Annotated in this window: 18 protein-coding genes and 1 pseudogene; 12 read left to right on the forward strand and 7 right to left on the reverse strand. The window is 71.4% G+C overall.

Going from position 1 to position 18,352, the window contains the following annotated elements; translation table 11 throughout:
• The first annotated feature begins 59 nt into the window (after positions 1-59).
• A complete protein-coding gene (locus tag ACFYPR_RS06920) occupies positions 60-2,045 on the forward strand; it encodes a protein kinase (protein WP_387258914.1) in 1,986 nt (661 codons plus the stop codon).
• Between the two features lie 87 nt (positions 2,046-2,132).
• A complete protein-coding gene (locus tag ACFYPR_RS06925) occupies positions 2,133-2,366 on the forward strand; it encodes a hypothetical protein (protein ID WP_387178439.1) in 234 nt (77 codons plus the stop codon).
• A gap of 82 nt (positions 2,367-2,448) precedes the next feature.
• On the opposite strand, the gene ACFYPR_RS06930 is transcribed toward ACFYPR_RS06925, so the two are convergent.
• Entirely contained in the window at positions 2,449-3,201 is a 753-nt protein-coding gene (locus ACFYPR_RS06930) for a GH25 family lysozyme (protein ID WP_355063211.1), read from the reverse strand.
• A 129-nt stretch (positions 3,202-3,330) separates the two neighbouring features.
• The gene (locus tag ACFYPR_RS06935; protein WP_387258915.1) at positions 3,331-3,867 is read right to left on the reverse strand and encodes a Uma2 family endonuclease; all 537 of its coding nucleotides are present in this window, start codon (positions 3,865-3,867) and stop codon (positions 3,331-3,333) included.
• A gap of 96 nt (positions 3,868-3,963) precedes the next feature.
• Between ACFYPR_RS06935 and ACFYPR_RS06940 the strand changes: the two genes are divergently transcribed.
• The 4 genes from ACFYPR_RS06940 (at position 3,964) to ACFYPR_RS06955 (ending at position 7,121) form a co-directional block, all read left to right on the forward strand.
• The gene (locus ACFYPR_RS06940) at positions 3,964-4,707 is read left to right on the forward strand and encodes a M50 family metallopeptidase (protein ID WP_387258916.1); all 744 of its coding nucleotides are present in this window, start codon (positions 3,964-3,966) and stop codon (positions 4,705-4,707) included.
• 23 nt (positions 4,708-4,730) lie between these two features.
• Positions 4,731-5,714 (forward strand): ketopantoate reductase family protein, encoded by a 984-nt coding sequence (locus tag ACFYPR_RS06945; RefSeq protein ID WP_387258918.1) that lies wholly within the window; start codon positions 4,731-4,733, stop codon positions 5,712-5,714.
• Between the two features lie 62 nt (positions 5,715-5,776).
• Entirely contained in the window at positions 5,777-6,277 is a 501-nt protein-coding gene (locus tag ACFYPR_RS06950; protein WP_266248870.1) for a SigE family RNA polymerase sigma factor, read from the forward strand.
• Positions 6,270-7,121 carry a hypothetical protein gene (locus tag ACFYPR_RS06955; protein ID WP_387178448.1) on the forward strand — a complete coding sequence of 284 codons (852 nt, stop codon included), beginning with the start codon at positions 6,270-6,272 and terminating at the stop codon, positions 7,119-7,121. The genes ACFYPR_RS06950 and ACFYPR_RS06955 overlap by 8 nt, the downstream gene beginning before the upstream one ends.
• A 102-nt stretch (positions 7,122-7,223) precedes the next feature.
• Here ACFYPR_RS06955 and ACFYPR_RS06960 read toward each other — a convergent pair whose 3' ends face one another.
• The gene (locus ACFYPR_RS06960) at positions 7,224-8,807 is read right to left on the reverse strand and encodes an acyl-CoA carboxylase subunit beta (RefSeq protein WP_234589112.1); all 1,584 of its coding nucleotides are present in this window, start codon (positions 8,805-8,807) and stop codon (positions 7,224-7,226) included.
• Between the two features lie 85 nt (positions 8,808-8,892).
• Between ACFYPR_RS06960 and ACFYPR_RS06965 the strand changes: the two genes are divergently transcribed.
• Together ACFYPR_RS06965 and ACFYPR_RS06970 are read left to right on the forward strand one after the other, a co-directional pair.
• A complete protein-coding gene (locus ACFYPR_RS06965; RefSeq protein WP_387258920.1) occupies positions 8,893-9,768 on the forward strand; it encodes a biotin--[acetyl-CoA-carboxylase] ligase in 876 nt (291 codons plus the stop codon).
• 185 nt (positions 9,769-9,953) lie between these two features.
• Entirely contained in the window at positions 9,954-10,526 is a 573-nt protein-coding gene (locus ACFYPR_RS06970) for a PH domain-containing protein (protein ID WP_354854073.1), read from the forward strand.
• Positions 10,527-10,568: 42 nt separating this feature from the next.
• Here ACFYPR_RS06970 and ACFYPR_RS06975 read toward each other — a convergent pair whose 3' ends face one another.
• The 4 genes and pseudogenes from ACFYPR_RS06975 to ACFYPR_RS06990 all read right to left on the reverse strand — a co-directional run.
• Positions 10,569-11,252 carry a MaoC/PaaZ C-terminal domain-containing protein gene (locus tag ACFYPR_RS06975; protein ID WP_354854076.1) on the reverse strand — a complete coding sequence of 228 codons (684 nt, stop codon included), beginning with the start codon at positions 11,250-11,252 and terminating at the stop codon, positions 10,569-10,571.
• Entirely contained in the window at positions 11,249-11,965 is a 717-nt protein-coding gene (locus ACFYPR_RS06980; RefSeq protein ID WP_354854302.1) for a GtrA family protein, read from the reverse strand. The genes ACFYPR_RS06975 and ACFYPR_RS06980 overlap by 4 nt, the downstream gene beginning before the upstream one ends.
• Positions 11,966-12,028: 63 nt before the next feature.
• Positions 12,029-12,565: a GtrA family protein gene (locus ACFYPR_RS06985; RefSeq protein WP_387179338.1), complete on the reverse strand. Its 537-nt coding sequence runs from the start codon at positions 12,563-12,565 to the stop codon at positions 12,029-12,031.
• 214 nt (positions 12,566-12,779) lie between these two features.
• Positions 12,780-12,869, reverse strand: a pseudogene (locus ACFYPR_RS06990) (GtrA family protein); the annotation flags it as partial.
• 136 nt (positions 12,870-13,005) lie between these two features.
• Here ACFYPR_RS06990 and ACFYPR_RS06995 point away from each other — a divergent pair.
• The 4 genes from ACFYPR_RS06995 to ACFYPR_RS07010 all read left to right on the forward strand — a co-directional run bounded on the left by ACFYPR_RS06995 (position 13,006) and on the right by ACFYPR_RS07010 (position 18,329).
• Positions 13,006-14,850: a phosphoenolpyruvate carboxykinase (GTP) gene (locus ACFYPR_RS06995; RefSeq protein ID WP_355062925.1), complete on the forward strand. Its 1,845-nt coding sequence runs from the start codon at positions 13,006-13,008 to the stop codon at positions 14,848-14,850.
• A gap of 37 nt (positions 14,851-14,887) precedes the next feature.
• On the forward strand, positions 14,888-15,748 hold the full coding sequence (locus tag ACFYPR_RS07000) for a hypothetical protein (protein WP_354854082.1): 861 nt from the start codon (positions 14,888-14,890) through the stop codon (positions 15,746-15,748).
• A gap of 636 nt (positions 15,749-16,384) precedes the next feature.
• On the forward strand, positions 16,385-17,527 hold the full coding sequence (locus ACFYPR_RS07005; protein WP_354854085.1) for a geranylgeranyl reductase family protein: 1,143 nt from the start codon (positions 16,385-16,387) through the stop codon (positions 17,525-17,527).
• 31 nt (positions 17,528-17,558) lie between these two features.
• Positions 17,559-18,329, forward strand: a complete 771-nt coding sequence (locus ACFYPR_RS07010; RefSeq protein ID WP_234589120.1) for an isoprenyl transferase — start codon at positions 17,559-17,561, stop codon at positions 18,327-18,329.
• The last annotated feature ends 23 nt before the right edge of the window (positions 18,330-18,352 follow it).

Below are 18,352 nucleotides of genomic sequence, written 5' to 3' on the forward strand. Positions count from 1 at the left end.
AAGCGAACAGTGGCGTGCCGGCGGTGTGAGCGTCGGCGGCTCCGGGTACCGTCTCAGCGATGTCGAACGCGCTCCCCCAACTCGTCGCTGACCGATACCGGCTTCTGTCGCCGCTCGGCCAGGGCGGCATGGGTCGGGTGTGGAAGGCGCGCGACGAGGTGTTGCACCGCGACGTCGCCATCAAGGAGTTGGTGCCGCCCCCCGGCCTCACCGACGAAGAACGCCGCGAGATGCGGGAGCGTTCGCTGCGCGAGGCGCGGGCCATCGCCCGGCTCAACAACGTCAACGTGGTACGCATCTTCGACGTTCTGCGCACCGATGGCGACCCGTGGATCGTCATGGAGTACGTGGCGTCGAGGTCTCTGCAGGACACCCTCGCCGAGGACGGGCCGGTGTCGGTGGCCCGGACCATCGAGATCGGTCTCGGCGTGCTGGGTGCCCTCAACGCGGCCCATAAGGCGGGCGTCATGCACCGCGACGTCAAGCCGGGCAACGTGCTGCTGGGCGACGACGGCCGGGTCGTGTTGACCGATTTCGGTCTCGCCACGATCCCCGGCGACCCGAACGTCACCCGCACCGGCATGGTGCTCGGTTCGCCCGCGTACATCTCGCCGGAGCGGGCCCGCGAGGGCACCGCCGGGCCGGAGGCCGACCTGTGGTCGCTGGGGGCGACGCTCTACGCGGCGGTCGAGGGCAAGTCGCCGTACGCGCGGCCGTCCGCGATCGCCACGCTGGCCGCGCTGGCCACCGAGCCGATGCCGCCGCCGAAGAACGCCGGCCCGCTCAAGCCGGTGCTCAACGGGCTGCTCCAGAAGGACCCGAACGAGCGGATCACCGCCGAGGTGGCCGAGCGGCTGCTGCGCCGCGCCGGAGGCAAGCGGGCGCGGGGGATCTCACTGCTCGATGGCGTACGCCGGCCGGGGCCGAACGGTCCACGCGAACCGCGCCCGCCGCTCGTGCCGGCGCCGCGCCCCGCCGAGGAGAGCGCCGCCCGCCCGGTGTCGCCGCCTGCGCCGCGTACCCCGCCGCCGGTCGCCGCGGCCGCGGCCGGGCCGGCAGCGGTCGACGCCTCGCCGACGGAGGTCGTGCCGGCCGACGCCGACCCGACGGCGGCGGTGCCCGCCGAGCCGACCAAGACGATCGACCGCCCGGCCACGCCGGACGCCGACCCGACCGCAACGGTGGCGGCCGCCGACGACAACCCCGACGACGGTACGACGGAGCCCGACGACGAGCCGACGGCCGTCGACGGTCCGCCGGTGGCGCCGGAGCAGCGCAAACCGTCGGCCCCGACGTCCGTCATGCCCCCGGTGAGTCCGGCCGGGCGCGCGGCGGTGCCGGTGTTCGACGGTACGAAGCCGAACAACACCCGTCGCAACGTGCTGATCGGGGCCCTGGTGGCCCTGCTGCTGATCGGCCTCGTGGTGATCGTGCCGATGCTGACCAAGGGCGACGACAACGAGAGCCCGCAGGCCAACGCGACGACCGGGGCGGCCGCGTCGTCGGCCCCGGCGCAGTCCTCCGCTCCGGCAGCGCCTCCACCCACCACGGGCGCACCGAGTGCGACGCCCTCGGCCACGCCGTCGGCCGACCCGAACGCGCTGCCGGCGGGCTGGAAGCTGTACGAGGGGCCGACCTTCTCCATCCCGCTCCCACCCGGCTGGAGCGGCCGTCATTCCGGCTCGGACACGGCCGTCTTCAACCAGTCCGGCGGGCCCGGCAAGATGCTGGTCCAGTGGACCCCCAGCCCGCTGAAGGACGCGGTCGCCGACTGGAAGGAAAAGGAACCGTACCGCCGGAATCTGGTCAGCAACTACCAGTTGGTGGGCAGCATCAAGGCCTGCGACTGGTATCGGACCTGCGCCGACTGGGAGTGGTTGGAGAGCCGGGACAACACCCGCATCCACGTGCGCAACCGGGGCTTCGTAACCGCCAGCAACCGGGGCTACGCCATCCGGTGGGAGATCGCGGAGAAGGACTGGCAGGCCAACCTCGCCAACTTCGACCAGATCGTCAAGGGCTTCAAGCCCGACCGGGTCAACTGACCCGCGTTCCGCACCTACGCGAACCTCTCTCGCATGTTCTTGCGTCGTTCGGGGTATCTGATCTCCAACGACGGAGGGAGGTGCGACATGGGTTACCGATACAGGAACGCCCGGCCCCGGCTGGCACTGTGGATGCTCGTCGCACTCGGCGATGTGGCACTGCTGCTGATCAGCGTTGGGCTTCCGGTACTCGTCGCGCTGTTGGGCGTCGTCGCCATCACCGTTGGCGCGGTGGGCGTCCGTCGGCTCAGCCGGCGGGACGCGGTCGTCCGCGAGGACGCTCCGGTGATGGTTCCGGCGATGAGCCGACGGCGGGCCTGACCCGTACGCGGTGGCGTGGCGGCAGCCGGACCGATTGTCGACCGTGAGGTGACCGTCGATCCCGCTGCCGCCAACCGCCCGATCAGGTGTTGTTGGCCAGCGCGATCAGTCGGCTCCGGTCACCGTTCCAGTAGTTGCGGTCCACGTTGCCGCTGATCCCGGAGACGGCGCCGCTGCTGGTGTACTGCCAGAAGCTCCACACCGGCGCGCCGGCCGGCAGGGCGCCCGGCGTGCTCGACCAGCGGGCCAGCCAGAGCGGGTGGTTGGCCCACGGGCCGGTCCAGCTGCCCGTGCACTGGTTCCACCAGCTGGTGGTGGTGTAGATGACCGCGTACCGGCCGGTGCGGGACCGGTAGGTGTTCAGGAAGTCCTGCACCCAGTTGCGCATCCCGGTGGTGCTCAACCCGTAGCAGTAGCCCCCGCTGTACGGGTTGGCCTCGATGTCGAGCGCGGCCGGGAGGGTGCGGCTGTCGGCCGACCAGGCGCCCCCGTTGGACGCCAGGTAGTTGGCCTGGGTCGAGCCGGCGGAGATGTTGGGCCGGGCGAAGTGGTACGCCCCGCGGATCACCCCGGCGTTGTACGCGTTGACGTAGTTCGCGTTGAAGCTCGGGTCCTTGTAGCTGGTGCCCTCGGTTGCCTTGATGAAGGCGAACTCGATGCCCGCGTTGCGGACGCTGGTCCAGTTGATGCTGCCCTGGTAGTTGGACACGTCGACGCCGGCGGTGGTGGCTGCCGCCGCCGGGCCGGAGGTCGCGACCAGGGTCGCCGCCGCGGCGGCGAGGACGGTGAGGCCGGCCGCGAGCGCGCGGCGCAGCGATGATCGGGTACGGGCCATGAGTGCCTCCAGGGACGCCGGTCTATTGACGCCCATCTTTGGAGGTAAGTGCCCTTGATCGCAAGAGCTGACGAGGAAACTTTCATCGACGACTGTCGGTGGCTCCCGAGGATTGCGGTGCGGAAACGATCAGCGCAGGGCGGCCGGGTCGAGCTGCCAACGGAACGGCTTAACGATGCTCAACGTTTCGCCGGCCTTGGCCACCTGCTCCTCGACGTAGTGCTCGCCGTCCAGCCGGTAGAGCCGCAGCGAGTGACCGTCGCCGTCCTGCTCGACCAGCAGGTACCAGGGGATTCCCGCGATGGCGTAGAGCTGCATCTTGAGCAGGCGATCGGCAGCCGCATTGCCGGGCGGCAGGACCTCGCCGACGAGGACCACCTCAACGGCCTCCACCGCGGTGCCCTCGTCGTCGGTGTCGGCGACGACCAGGTCCGGGATGGCGATCCGGTCCACCCCGAGCCTGACGTTGACCGCTCTGAAAACCGCGAGGCCAGCGGCAGCACGCTCGACGTGGTTCGCCAGTCGACGTGAGACCAACTGATGCCGCTTGCTCGGGACCGGGCTCACCAGCAGGCTCCCGTCGAGCAGTTCGATCCGGTCCGGGGTCTCACCGAGGGCAAAATAATCGTCCTCGGTCCAGGGGCCGAGGTGGTGCTCCAAGGACACCAATCCTCCGGCTTCGCTTGTCATCCGATCAGTTTCGAGCGTGACGGGCCGGTGCCTCGGGAACGACACGGAACGCCGCCGGTAGGCTCGCGCCCCATGATGTCGATCGACGGGCTGGGCGAGAAGTGGGACACGCTGTTCGGCGCGCAGCCGGACCCGCCCCCGCTGCTGGTGCTGATAACCGCCGCAGTCGCGCTGGTGGTGGTGTCCACCCGGCTGCCGTGGCGGATCGCCCGCAACGCCATCACCATCGCGCACGAGGGCGGGCACGCGCTGGTCGCCCTGCTCACCGGCCGCAAGCTGCGCGGCATCCGGCTGCACTCGGACACCTCCGGCCTGACGCTCTCCGCCGGTCGGCCCACCGGGCCGGGCATGATCCTCACGCTCCTCGCCGGCTATGTCGCCCCGCCGCTGGTCGGGTTGGCCGGCGCCTGGCTGCTCGGCGGCAACCGGATCACGCTGCTGCTCTGGGTGGCGGTGGCGCTGCTGCTCGCCATGCTCGTTCTGATCCGCAACGCCTTCGGCGTGGTGTCGCTGCTGGTTACCGGGGCTCTGGTGCTCGCCGTCTCGTGGTACGCCACGCCGCAGGTGCAGGCCGCGTTCGCGTACACCGGGGTGTGGTTCCTGCTGCTGGGCGGGGTGCGGCCGGTGGTGGAGCTGCAACGGCTGCGCTCCCGCGGCCGGATGCCCGCCTCCGACGCCGACCAGCTCGCCGGGCTGACCCCGTTCCCGGCGTTCTTCTGGGTGGTCCTCTTCGCCCTGGTCAACCTGGCCGCCCTGGTCGCCGGCGCGCTTCTGCTCACCGGCTCCATCCTCACCGACGCCGGCCTGACGCTCTGACCCTGCCGGGGCAGAATGAGGCCATGCGATACGTGATCATCGGGGCGGGCGCGGTCGGCGGGACCATCGGCGTACGGCTGGCACAGGCCGACCGGGACGTGACAGTGGTGGCGCGCGGCGCGCACCTGGACGCGATCCGGGAGCGCGGTCTGACGCTGCGGCAGCCCGACGGCGACGTGACCGCCCGGCTGGCTGCCGTCGACGGCCCGGGCGACCGACCGTTGCCGGCCGACACGGTGCTGGTGCTCACCGTCAAGTCGCAGGACACCGAGGCCGCGCTGGCGACGTGGGTGGACGCGCCGGTCGCCGGTGGCGGCACGGCCGGCGAGCGGCTGCCACTGGTCACCGCGCAGAACGGGGTGGCGAACGAGCGGGCCGCCCTGCGGCTCTTCGCCGACGTGCACCCGATCTGCGTCTGGCTGCCGGCCACCCACCTCGACCCGGGCGTGGTGGTGGCCAACGGGCACCCGCACCCCGGGATGCTCCACATCGGCCGGTACCCGGGCGGCGCCGACGACGCCGACCGGGCGATCGCCGCCGACCTGACCGCCGCCGGCTTCGTCGCGCCGGTGCGGGAGGACGTGCTGCGCTGGAAGTACGGCAAGCTGCTCAGCAACCTCGGCAACGGCCTCCAGGCGTTGCTCGGGCAGGACATCCCGGACGCGTTGGCCGAGCGGGTACGCGCCGAGGGCGTCGCCGCGCTCGCCGCCGCGCGCATCCCGCACACCTCCCCGGACGAGGAGAAGGCCGAACGCGGCGACCTGGTCCAGCAGCGCCCGGTCGACGGCGCGGCCCGCTCCGGTGGATCCACCTGGCAGAGCCTCGCCCGGGGCGCCGGCTCGACCGAGGTCGACCACCTCAACGGAGAGATCGCGCTGCTCGGCCGGCTGCACGGCGTACCGACGCCGGCCAACGTGGCCGTGCAGCGGGCGGTACGGCGGGCCACCCGGGAGCGGATCGCGGCCGGCGCGTTCCCGCTCGCCGAGCTGGAGAAGATGATCGCCTGACCGGGGCAACCGGCGGCCGTGCCCGGCGCGTGTTCCCTGCGACCGACACGGGGAGGTAGCGGGTGCCGGACGTCGACGGGTTCGACGAGTTCTACCGGGGGAGTCGACAACGGCTGCTCGGTTTCGTCTACGCCCTCACCGGCGACCGGGTCGAGGCCCAGGACGCGGTGCAGGAGGCGTACATCCGGGCGTGGCAGCGCTGGTCGACGATCAGCGGGTACGACGACCCGGAGGCGTGGGTGCGGGTGGTGGCCAGCCGTATCGCGGTCAGCCGCTGGCGCAGCCTGCGCAGTCGCGCCCGCGCGTACCTGCGCCACGGGGCGACCGAGACCGTGCCCGGGCCGGGCACCGACACGGTGGAGGTGGTCGCCGCGCTGCGTCGACTGCCTGAGGAGCAGCGCACCGCCATCGCCCTGTACTACCTGATGGGCATGCCGGTCGCCGAGGTGGCGCGGGAGACCGCCGCCCCGGTGGGCACGGTCAAAGCCCGACTCTCCCGGGGGCGTACCGCGCTCGCCGGTCTGCTCGCCGTCTCTGATCTGGAGGAGGCAACCGATGCGTGACGACGACCTGGCATTCGTCGAACAGATCCACCGGGAGTTGCAGGGCGTGCGCTGGGCATCCTCGGAGGAGATCCGCGCCCGGGCCCGTCGTCGCAGCCAACGCCGGATCGTGGTGGCCACCGTCGTGCTGGCTCTCACCGGTGCCTCCGCCGCGGCGGTCGCCGCCCCGGGAAAGTCCCCCGCACCGGGTCTACCGGCGGCCGCGCCGACCCGGCACGAGATTCCCCTCGACGCACTCCTGCAGCCGGCAGATCTCCGGCAGCAGGTCTATACGCAGCTCAGCCAGTCAGGGCTGGGTGAGCCGGTCCGGCTGGAGGAGACGCTCGGCGACTGCCGGACGAGCCAGGGACTGTCCGACGGATGGCAGACGTCGAACCTGTCCCGATCGCAGACCCTCATGCGTAAGCACTCCCCGGACAACCTGGTGGAGGGCGACGTCCTGCTCACGCAGGATCTCTTCCGGCTGGCACCCGAGACGGCCAGACAACTCGTCGCCGGCCTGGACGACGTGGTCGCCCCGTGCGCCCGGTGGCGGACCGTCGGGCAGGCGGAGGTGAACGGGACCACCCAAACGACAGAGGTGATCCACCGGTGGTCGGTGGCCCGGCGGGGTTTCGCCGGGGATGACGCCGCGATCCTGCGGGATTCGCTCACCGCCGCCCGGGACGTGCAGACCGGGCAAGCGCTGAGCGGCGAGCCGACGCCCCTCCTCCTGGCCGTCGTCCGGGTCGGCGACACCGTCTCGGTGCTTCGCCCCGGGTACGACGGCACCGAATCGGATCTCGTCCAGCTCGCGGAGGCGGCGGCGGCCCGAATGTGTGCCGCCGCGAACCCGGCCTGCTGACCCTTCTTGACCCGCACAACATCAGGGATGTCGCTGCCTCCCGGGGCCGGGAGGCACTTTCCCCGAAGTTGCGCGGATCAAGCCGAGCAGAGCAGAAGCGCCTCAGAGCGGGATGTTGCCGTGCTTCTTCGGCGGCAGGGTCTCGCGCTTCGTGCGCAGGACCCGTAGCGCCCGGACGATCTGGGTGCGCGTCTCGTGCGGCGGGATCACCGAGTCGACGTACCCGCGCTCGGCGGCCACGTACGGGTTGGCCAGGGTGTCCTCGTACTCGGCGATCTTCTCGGCCCGGACCGCCGCCGGGTCCTCGGCGCCGGCCAGCTCCGAGCGGTAGAGGATGTTGACCGCGCCCTGCGCGCCCATCACGGCGATCTGCGCGGTCGGCCAGGCGAAGTTCAGGTCCGCGCCGAGGTGCTTGGAACCCATTACGTCGTACGCCCCGCCGTACGCCTTGCGGGTGATCACGGTGACCTTCGGGACGGTCGCCTCGGCGTACGCGTAGATGAGCTTGGCGCCCCGGCGGATGATGCCGTCCCACTCCTGGCCGGTGCCGGGCAGGAAGCCGGGAACGTCCACGAAGGTCAGCACCGGGATGTTGAACGCGTCGCAGGTGCGCACGAACCGGGCGGCCTTCTCGCTGGCGGCGATGTCCAGGGTGCCGGCGAAGTGCATGGGCTGGTTGGCCACCACCCCGACCGGGCGTCCCTCCACCCGCCCGTAGCCGACCACGATGTTCTGCGCGTAGAGCGGCTGGACCTCCAGGAACTCCCCGTCGTCCAGGACGTGCTCGATGACGGTGTGGATGTCGTACGGCTGGTTCGCCGAGTCCGGGACGAGCGTGTCCAGCTCGCGGTCCTCGTCGGTGATCGTCAGGTCGGCGGGGGCCTCGAAGACGACCGGCTCGTCGAGGTTGTTCGACGGCAGGTACGACAGCAGGGCCTTGACGTAGTCGACCGCGTCGTCCTCGTCGGTGGCGAGGTAGTGCGCGTTGCCGCTGCGGGTGTTGTGCGTGCGGGCTCCGCCCAGCTCCTCCATGCCGACGTCCTCGCCGGTCACCGTCTTGATCACGTCGGGGCCGGTGATGAACATGTGCGAGGTCTGGTCGACCATCACGGTGAAGTCGGTGACGGCCGGGGAGTAGACCGCACCGCCGGCGCAGGGCCCCATCACCAGCGAGATCTGCGGGATGACCCCGGACGCGCGGACGTTGCGGAAGAAGATCTCCCCGTACAGGCCGAGCGACACCACGCCCTCCTGGATGCGGGCGCCGCCGGAGTCGTTGATGCCGACGACCGGGCAGCCGATCTTCATGGCGAGGTCCATCACCTTGACGATCTTCTCGCCGAAGACCTCGCCGAGGGAGCCGCCGAAGACCGTGAAGTCCTGGGCGAAGACGCACACCTGCCGGCCGTCCACCGTGCCGTAGCCGGTCACCACGCCATCGCCGTACGGGCGGTTGCGCTCCAGCCCGAAGGCCGTGGACCGGTGCCGGGCCAGTTCGTCCAGCTCGACGAAGGAGCCCTCGTCGAGCAGCATCTCGATCCGCTCGCGGGCGGTCTTCTTGCCCCGGGCGTGCTGCTTCTCGACCGCACGCGCCGACCCGGCGTGCACCGCCTCGTCGACCCGGCGCTCCAGGTCCGCCAGCTTGCCCGCGGTGCTGTGGATGTTGGTCCCGGTCTCGGTAGTCACCCAGGGAATATAACGATGGTTCAGGTCGGTGCTGCTGTGCAGTACGCCTCAATACCTCCCGTGGCCACCGCCGTAGGCTGACGGGATGCCGGGCTCCCCGTACACCGATCTGGACCGACCGCCGCTGTCGGCGGCCCGGCTGCGGCGCGCGCTGGTCGCGCCGAACGGGCCGTGGGCCCGCCTGGAGCTGTACGCCGAGACCGGCTCCACCAACGCGGACGTGGCCGAGGCCGCCGCGGCGGGCGAGCCGGAGGGCCTGGTGGTGGTCGCGGAGCGGCAGACCGCCGGGCGCGGCCGGCGCGGCCGGGTCTGGCAGTCACCGCCGCGCGCCGGAATCGCCACCAGCGTGCTGCTGCGGCCCGGCGAGGCCGTGCCGGACCGCGGCTGGGCCGCGGTGCCGTCCACCGGGTACGGGTGGCTGCCGCTGCTCGCCGGCGTCGCGCTGGTCGAGGCGGTGGCCCGGTTGGCCGAGTTGGAGGCCGCCCTCAAGTGGCCCAACGACCTGCTCATCGGCGACGCCAAGTGCGCCGGCGTGCTGGCCGAGGCGGTGCCGGGGCGCTCCTCGGCCCAACCGCCGGCCATCGTCCTCGGCATCGGCCTCAACGTGACCCTGCGCGCCGACGAGTTGCCGGTGAACCCGACCGGGCTGCCGGCCACCTCGCTGCAACTGGCCGGTGCGGCGGCCACCGACCGGGATCCGCTGCTGCGGGCTCTGCTGCGGGCACTGGCCGACTGGTACGACCGCTGGCGTGCCGCCGGTGGGGACGCCGTGGCCAGCGGCCTGCGCGACGCCTACCTGGCGGCCTGCGCGACGATCGGCCGCGAGGTACGCGTCCTGCTTCCCGGCGGCGACGACCTGACCGGCACCGCCACCGGTGTGGACAACGACGGCCAGCTCCAGCTCACCACCCCCACCGGAACCCGCGTCGTCGCCGCAGGAGACGTGCTCCACCTGCGCTAACCCGCCCCGCGCCCTCCACCCCCGCGATCGTGCGGTCTCTGTCGTGGCGTGACGGTCTCAGGCCGCGTGACGGCGACCGAAAGTGCAAGATCGCGGAAGGCGGAGTGGGGCCGCGTGGCGGATGTTGTGGCGGGGCTTGGGGGGTTTACGGTCGGCGCGTCGAGTAAAAGGCGTTGGAGGTTGTCGTGGCGTTTCCCGAAGACGTGCTCACGAAGGACGAGCACGTCGTGCTGCACCTGCACCCGCACTGGAAGGCGCTGATCCGGCCGATCGCGGTGCTGGTGCTGGCCATCGCCGCGGTGGTGGTCGGCGTGCTCCTGCTGCCCGAGAGCAGCGGTGGTTCGATCGCGCTGGCCGTGATCGGGGTGATCGCCCTGGTCGCGGTCCTCTGGCTCGGTCTGTGGCCGTTCCTGGTCTGGCGTACCACCCACTACCTGTTCACCAACGAGCGTGTGCTGTTGCAGCAGGGTGTCTTCTCCCGGGACCGGCGCGACCTTCCGCTCACCCGGATCAACGACCACTCGATGAACCAGCACTTCTTCGAGCGGCTGCTCGGCTGCGGCACCCTCACGATCGAGTCGGCTGGTGAACGCGGCCAGTCGGTGCTCGCCGACGTGCCGGGTGTCAGCCGGGTGCAGACCACCCTCTACGAGCTGGTCGAGGCGCAGCACGACAAGCACTCGCTGGGCGACGGGGAGATGCGCGACATCCTCGCCGACATGCGTGAGGGCAAGCCGCTGCGCGACACCACGACCTGATCGCGATCCGCGCTGACCGTCCCGGCCCGAGCGCCGGGGCGGTCAGGCGCGTTGTTCGACCACGGGCCCTGCGGCCGCCGACGGCCGTCCGGCCTCGGACGGCCCGCCCTTCGACGACGCGGCCTCGGCTGGCCCGCTCTCCGACGGTCCGGCCTCCGCCGCTCCGGCCTCGGCTGGTCCGCTTTCCGGCGGGCCGGTCTCGCCTGGTGTGGCCTCGGGGTTCGTCTCGACCGGGCGTAGCGCGAACCAGCCACGGAAGCGGGTCCGCAGCACCTCCTGATCGGGCCGGTTGTCCGGGCCGAGGCGGAGCATGGTGCCGGTGAGGATGACGGTGCCGAGCCCGGGGCGGGCGTCCGACGGGCGGGCGCCCATCACGTCGACCCGGACGGCGAGACGGTCCCCGGCGCGTACCGGGGCGAGCCACCGCAACTCCTCCAGACCGGGGGAGGCGTCCGCCGCCGCGCGGGACAGCAGGTGATCGACGTACGCCCGCATGAACAGGCTGACCGTGTAGAAGCCGCTGGCGATCACACCGCCGTGCCGACTGGCCTCGGCCAGCTGTGGGTCGACGTGGTACCACTGCGGGTCGAAGCGACGAGCGAAGGCCAGCATCTCGTCGCCGTCCACGGTGACCGTCCCGAGATCGACGGTGAGCCCCGGGACGAGATCCTCGAAGAACAACTCGGCGGGCGCCCCGGTGCCGGAGCGGATGGCGGGAGGCGTCACCGGCGGGGCGCGCGACGGGTGCCGGCGTGCAGCTCCGCGGCGAGTTCCGCGTCCAGGTCAGCGGGGAGGCCGGCGGTCATCGGTGTGGGCCGTTGCTGGGCGGGAGCCGCGCCGGTCGGGCCGGGCGTCGCGTCGGGGCGATCGCTGGACTCCGCCTCTTCCAGCTCGGAGACGGATTCGGCCAGCTCGGCGACCGGGTCCATCTCGGCCATGGTGTCCCACTCGTCGCGCGGGATGTCATGCCAGGTGGGGTCGGCCTTTGTCTCGTCCTCGGCCGGCGAGACGGGCTGGAAGACGAAGGACCGGTACGACCAGAACCGGAACAGCGTGGCCAGCAGAACGCCGGCGGTCTTCGCCACGTTCAGCCCCAGCAGACCGTGCACGCCGAGCCCGTACTTGGCCGCGGCCACGGCACCCAGTTCGATGAGCAGGCCGGCCCCGTTGAACAGGAAAAACAGGACGTACTCCCGACGAAGCGCCGATTTCGGGCGATCCCGGTACGTCCAGTGGCGATTCATCAGATACGACGTGATCGTTGCGACGACGGTCGCGATCACGGTCGCCTTCAACTGACCGTTGACGAAAACGGTAAGTGCAAGGACATTGAACACCGCGTAATTGATGACGGTGTTGATGCCGCCGACGATGCCGAATTTGAGCGCCTCGTGGATGAACTTCTGCCAACGCTCAGGCAGCAGACGGACAAGACGCATGCGAAACACCTTAGGGCAGTCGGTGAAGCCGGCGATCACCGGCCGGACGAGGTGGGCGGCAGGTCACGCACCGTGGTCTCGGTCGTGCTCCGCCTGCGGAACGGTCGGAGTTCCCGCTTCGACGAAGACGAACCGCCGGTAGGACCAGAATCGGAACAGTGTCCCGAGGCCCGTGCCGACGACGAAGCTGGCGATGTTGTCGGCCAGTTGCGTCTGGAACACGCCCGGCCAGATGCTGCCGAGCCCGTACCGGCTGATCGCGAGGCAGGCCACCGCGATGCCGAGGCCGACGGCGTTGAAGAAGAAGAACAGCGCGTACTCCCGCGCAGGGTTGCTGCGCTGGCGGTGCCGCCAGGTCCAGAACCGGTTGCCGAGGAAGGCGAAGGTCGCCGCGAGCACGGTCGAGATCGTCTTCGCCGTCAGCTGCTCCATGCCGCGCGCGGTGGTCAGGTAGTTGAAGAGCGCGAAGTCGATGAGGAAGGCGATCCCGCCCACGGTGGCGAACTTGCTCAGCTCGCGCACGAGGTGACCGAAACGGTCGAGCAGCCCGCGGACCAGACCCGGTCGGGTCTGCCGGGGACCCGGTTGCTCCCCGGTCATCGTGGCGGCCACGGGGCGAGCCTACCGGCTGTCGGCCAGTCGGCGGGGTAGCAACGGCGACCGGACATCGTCGCTCGTGCCGGCCCTTTCGCCCAGTACGCCGCAGTTGAACGCAGCGTGACCAGAGGGGAGGACTGACGCGCCCCGGAACGGGAATCCCCGCACCGGTCGGCCGGGCGGGTTGGCGGCCCGACCGCCAAGCGCGTCGACCGGGGTGCACGACAAGATTTGCGTGAAACTGCGCAGGAAAGCGGGTATCAGATCGTGATGCCGCAGCGTGGCCGTACCTTGTGCAGTTCTTCACAACCAGTCCCACTGACTCGGAAGGCTGCCCGGTTTACGCTGAGGCCAATCCCAGGTTTCCACGAAGGCGGCGCATGGCGTCGCTGACACTCGTGCATCCCATAGATCGGTCAGCGTCGACCACAAGGAGATGTGTCATGGTTGCTCCGGCTGTAGTGCGGGGTATCGATCAGGCCCCGACGTCCCATCCGAAACTGCTTGCCTGGGTCCGTGAGGTCGCGGAACTGACCACCCCCGACCGGGTCGTGTGGGTGGACGGGTCGGACGAGGAGTGGCGTCGCCTCACCGATGAGCTGGTCGAGGCCGGCACCCTCATCCGGCTGAACCCGGAGAAGAAGCCGAACTCGTTCTACGCGCGCACCGACCCGACGGACGTCGCCCGGGTCGAGGAGCGCACCTACATCTGCTCTGTCGACGAGGCGGACGCCGGCCCCACCAACAACTGGATGGCGCCGGCCGAGATGAAGCGGACGATGAACGAGTTGTACCGCGGCTCGATGCGCGGGCGCACCATGTACGTCATCCCCTTCGTGATGGGCCCGGTCGAGGCCGAGAGCCCGATGTTCGGCGTCGAGATCACCGACAGCCCGTACGTGGTCGCGTCCATGCGCATCATGACCCGGATGGGCGCGAAGGTCCTCGACGCGATGGGGGACGACGCGGACTTCGTGCACGCGTTGCACTCGATCGGCGCGCCGCTCGCCCCCGGTCAGCAGGACGTGGCGTGGCCGTGCAACGAGACCAAGTACATCTCGCACTTCCCGGAGACCCGGGAGATCTGGTCCTTCGGCTCCGGCTACGGCGGCAACTCGCTGCTCGGCAAGAAGTGCTACTCGCTGCGGATCGCCAGCGTGATGGGCCGGGACGAGGGCTGGCTCGCCGAGCACATGCTCATCCTCAAGATCACCTCCCCCGAGGGCAGGGTCCACCACATCGCCGGCGCCTTCCCGTCCGCGTGCGGCAAGACCAACCTGGCCATGGTGGAGCCGACCATCCCGGGTTGGAAGGTCGAGACGATCGGCGACGACATCGCCTGGATGCGGTTCGGCCCGGATGGCCGGCTCTACGCGGTCAACCCGGAGTACGGCCTCTTCGGCGTCGCGCCCGGCACCGACTGGAAGACCAACGCCAACGCCATGCGCACCCTGGACCGGGGCAACTCCGTCTTCACGAACGTCGGCCTCACCGACGACGGTGACGTCTGGTGGGAGGGCATGGGTGAGCCGCCCGCGCACCTGATCGACTGGAAGGGCAACGACTGGACGCCGGAGAGCGACGGCCTGTCCTCGCACGCGAACAGCCGGTTCTGCACCCCGATCACCCAGTGCCCGATCCTCGCCGACGAGTACTTCGACCCGAACGGCGTGCCGATCGACGCGATCCTCTTCGGCGGACGCCGCAAGGACACCGTCCCGCTGGTGACCGAGGCCCGCGACTGGGTGCACGGCGTCTACATGGGCGCCACGCTCTCCTCGGAGACGACCGCCGCCGCGTCCGGCGCCGTCGGCGTGGTTCGGCGGGATCCGATGGCGATGCTGCCGTTCATCGGCTACCACGCCGGTGACTACTTCCGGCACTGGATCGAGATGGGCAAGGGCGCCGACGGGGACGAGGCGAAGCTGCCGAAGATCTACTACGTCAACTGGTTCCGCAAGGACCCGGACGGCTCGTTCCTCTGGCCGGGCTTCGGGGAGAACTCCCGGGTGCTCAAGTGGGTCGTCGAGCGGATCGAGGGCACGGCCGACGCGGTGGAGACCCCGGTGGGCATGGTGCCGACCGCCGACGCGCTCGACGTCGAGGGCCTGGACATGACCCCGGAGGACGTCCGGATCGCGCTGAAGGTCGACCCGGAGGAGTGGCGCAACGAGCTGCCCCTGATCACCGAGTGGTTCGAGAAGTTCGGTGACAAGCTGCCCGGTGTGCTCTGGGCCGAGTTGGACGCGCTGCGCGCCCGCCTGGATGCCGTACAGCCGCAGCGCTAGGTGTGAACATCGCCCGCCGCGGGCAACAAGGAATCCCATGAGGACGGCCGCCGAGACCGAGGTCCGGCGGCCGTCCGCCGTCCGGGTGCTCACCTTCCTGCTCGCGACGACGGCGGCGGCCACCGTCGTGGTCGAGCTGCTCAACTGGTGGTACGCCCCGGAGCAGGGCTTCGGCCTGGCCGTGCGCACCGGTTGGGCGATGCTGCGCTCGTTCGGTTTCCTGCTGCTGATCGGGCACGTCCGCCGGGGCCGCACGGTGGCCCGTCCCTTCGGGCTGATCCTCGGGGTCACTACGATCTTCGCCGTCGGCCGGCTGATCGTGCCCCGGCAGGGGGTGCCGCCGCTGCCCGGGCTGCTCGGCTTCGGCGTGCTCACCGCGCTCTGTGTGGCGGTGGTGTGGATGCTCTACCGCTCGTCGGCGCTCGCTGGGCATCTCGTCCGGCACCGGCCGCGGCTCGTCATCGACAAGGCCGGCATCTCCTGGCGGGAGACCCCGCCGCGTCGGCCGCAGGCCAGCGGTTGGCTGCTGACCAGCCGAGTCGCGGCGTTCACCTACAGCCCGCTGATGCTGGTGCCGGCGCTGGTGGCCGGAGGCGCGATCCTGGACGACCGTCTGTCCGCCGTACCGGCCGTGCTGTTCTGGTTCGGCGCCGGCATCGCGGCCAGCTACGCGGTGCTGTTCTGCACCGCGTTCCTGATGCGCGGCAAGGACTGGGCACGCGGCCTGCTCGTCGTCGTCACGCTGGCCGTCCTGGCCGTGGACCTGCCACTGTGCTGGTGGCTGCTGGGCGTGGACGGCCTGATCCGCGACGGCGCCCCGCTGCTCGCCGCCGCCGCGCTGGCCCTGTACGGCCTGCGCCGGGCGGCCCGCGCCCCAGACGCCGCCGCCCCGGTCTGAGAGCCCGGCAGACTAAGCCCCGGGTTCGAGCGGTGCGCGACCTGAGAGGGGGTTGGCAGGCACTGTCGAGCTGCCCCGGATATGGGCCGGCTATATCCGTACCCCGTGCATGCCGATCCGGCAGTGGCGGGGATCTGGCGCCTGGGTGGGCGGCGGGCGTGGCTCCGGCCGTGATCGACTCGGGATCGCCGAAGTCGGGGTGATCGGGCGACGTGGACCCCCGATATCGGCGATCCCGAGTCGATCAATGCTGACGGCAGCCATCGGAGCCACTCTGCCCCACCAACGGGGCAGCTCGACAGGCAACGCAGCAGGCGGCGAGGGGTGGCACTCCGGACTCGCCGCTCCAGGCGTCCGCTTCGTCGCCACCGGTCTGGGGCCGCCGGTCTGGGGCCGCCGGGTCGTGGCCGCGCGACCGCGACCGCCGGTTCGTGGCTGCCTTCGGGGCTTGGGGTGTTCGGCTCGGCGAGATCGTTCGGCTTCGGTGCGGCCCGGCCGTGCGGCAGCGGTGCGGGCGGCCGGGCAGGGGGCAGGATGGCGGGTGATGTCGGTCACCGTGGCCGGTGTCGACGGCCCAGGTGATCGCCGGGCGGGACGGGTACGAGCCGCGCCGCCCCGGTCGGAGGGAGGCGCGCGGTGAGCGACGAGTTCGACGTGGTGGTGGTGGGGGCGGGGCCGGCCGGGGCGGCCGCGGCGCTGACGGCGCGCCGGGCGGGCGCCAGTGTCTTGCTGCTGGACCGGGCCGACTTTCCCCGGGACAAGGCCTGTGGCGACGGGATCGCCGCGCACTCGGTGGACGTGCTCGCCGAGCTGGGCGTGACCGAGGCGGTGGCCGGCTACGCCGCGCTGCCCGCGCTGCGGATGGTCTCCCCGGGCGGCCAGGCGGTCGCTCGGGCGCTGCCCCGGCCGGCGTACACCGTGCCTCGGGAGGTCTTCGACGCGCGGCTGGTGGCGGCTGCGGTGGCTGCCGGCGCGCAACTGCGCCGGCACAGCGTCCGCCGGGTCCAGCCACGCTCCGACCGGGTGGTGCTCGACGGGGAGCTGTCCGGCCGGGTGGTGGTGGGAGCGGACGGCGCCGGGTCGGTGGTGCGCCGGGCCCTCGGCCACCCGGTGAACCCCGACCGGCACCTGGCACTGGCCATCCGGGGTTACGCCCCGGCGTTGCCCGGCCCACCCGAGCAGCTCATCGTCACCTCGAAGGCACGCTGGCCGGCGTACGCCTGGTCGTTCCCGATCGGCGACGGGCGGGCGAACGTCGGGTACGGGGAGGTGCTGCGCGGCGAGCCTCTGAGCCGGGCGTACCTGCTGGACCGGCTGGCCGCGCTGCTGCCCGGCACCGACCTGTCGACGGTGACCGCGCTGCGCGCCCATCACCTGCCGCTGTCCACGCACCGGCCGGCACCGGGCCGCGACCGCACCCTGCTGGCCGGCGACGCCCTATCGCTGATCAACCCGTTCACCGGGGAGGGCATCTTCTACGCGCTGCTCTCCGGTGCGCTGGCCGGTGCCGCGGCGGCCCGGGCGCCCGAGGCGGCGGCGCGTCGCTACGCCGTGGGCCTGCGTCGTCGCCTCGGCACCCACCTGCGGCACAGCTCGGTCGCCGCATGGCTGGCACGACGGCGGCGGGTGGTCGACGCGGCGGTCCGGGCGGCCCGCCGGGACGACCGCGTGTTCGACGATGTGGTCGAGCTGGGACTCGGCGACGGGCGGCTCACCGCCCGTACGCTGGGCATGATCGGCATCGAACTGTCCGGCGGGGATCGGCCTCCGAAGGGGTGATCCCGCTGGCGGGTCGCTACGCTGCTAGGTGATGACGCTGCGGAACCTTATCTACTCCGTGTACGAGCGCCGGCTCACGGCGAAGCTCGCGGGCAAGCCGGTGCCCCGACACGTCGGGGTGATGTGCGATGGCAACCGCCGGTGGGCGAGGGAGATGGGCTTCGTCGACCCCAACGACGGGCACCGGGTCGGCGCGGCGAAGATCAAGCATGTCCTGGGCTGGTGTGACCAGGCCGGCATCGGGCACGTGACCCTCTACCTGCTGGCCACCGACAATCTGCGCCGCCCGGCCAGCGAGCTGGACCCGCTGCTGCAGATCATCGAGGACCTGGTGGTGGAGCTGGCCGAGGAGGGCAACCCCTGGCGGCTGCGCATCGTCGGCGCGCTGGACCTGCTGCCCGCCCAGACGGCGGCGGCGCTCAAGGGCGCCGAGGAGCGCACCCGGGACCGCAGCGGCGGCGCGGAGGTCAACATCGCCGTCGGCTACGGCGGCCGGCGGGAGATCACCGACGCGGTCCGTTCGCTGCTGCTGGAGCACGCCGCCTCGGGCGGCACGATCGAGGAACTGGCCGAGGTGCTGGACGTCGAGCACATCGCCGAGCACCTCTACACCCGCGGCCAGCCCGACCCCGACCTGGTCATTCGCACCAGCGGGGAGCAGCGGCTGTCCGGTTTCATGCTCTGGCAGTCCGCGCACTCGGAGTTCTACTTCTGCGAGCTCAACTGGCCGGATTTCCGGCACATCGACTTCCTGCGCGCGCTGCGCTCGTACGCCACCCGCCAGCGCCGGTACGGCGCCTGACCCTGCTGCGGGCGCAGGAGAGC

This window comes from Micromonospora sp. NPDC005254 (assembly GCF_042872525.1).
Classification (GTDB): domain Bacteria; phylum Actinomycetota; class Actinomycetes; order Mycobacteriales; family Micromonosporaceae; genus Micromonospora.